The organism is Proteus myxofaciens ATCC 19692 (assembly GCF_001654855.1).
In the GTDB taxonomy this organism is placed as follows: domain Bacteria; phylum Pseudomonadota; class Gammaproteobacteria; order Enterobacterales; family Enterobacteriaceae; genus Proteus; species Proteus myxofaciens.
In genome coordinates, this window is record NZ_LXEN01000239.1 from 1 (window position 1) to 236 (window position 236).

A 236-nucleotide genomic window follows, 5' to 3' on the forward strand; every position below is an offset into this window, starting at 1 on the left:
GAGGCTGAGTTAAAAAAGCAATGCGTTCTGTTAATATAGTCAATACTTTTTTGACTTCATCTGCGGTTGATACCGTAAGATTAACTGCAATAAATGTCGCGTTTTTTTGCTCTGGTGTAATAACGCCTGCTTGATGTTTTCCTAAATAAGCAATAATGCGCTGATAACGTATTACTGATGTATCGGCTTTTGTTTCTGCCGCTTTCACACCAACACTGGCAAGAAGAAGACTGCCT

At 39.0% G+C, this 236-nt stretch carries 1 protein-coding gene; it reads right to left on the bottom strand.

The annotated features are described in order from the left end of the window. Positions 1-236: Dyp-type peroxidase domain-containing protein (locus tag M983_RS17720; RefSeq protein WP_245684063.1), on the bottom strand; the 236-nt coding region annotated here is incomplete at both ends.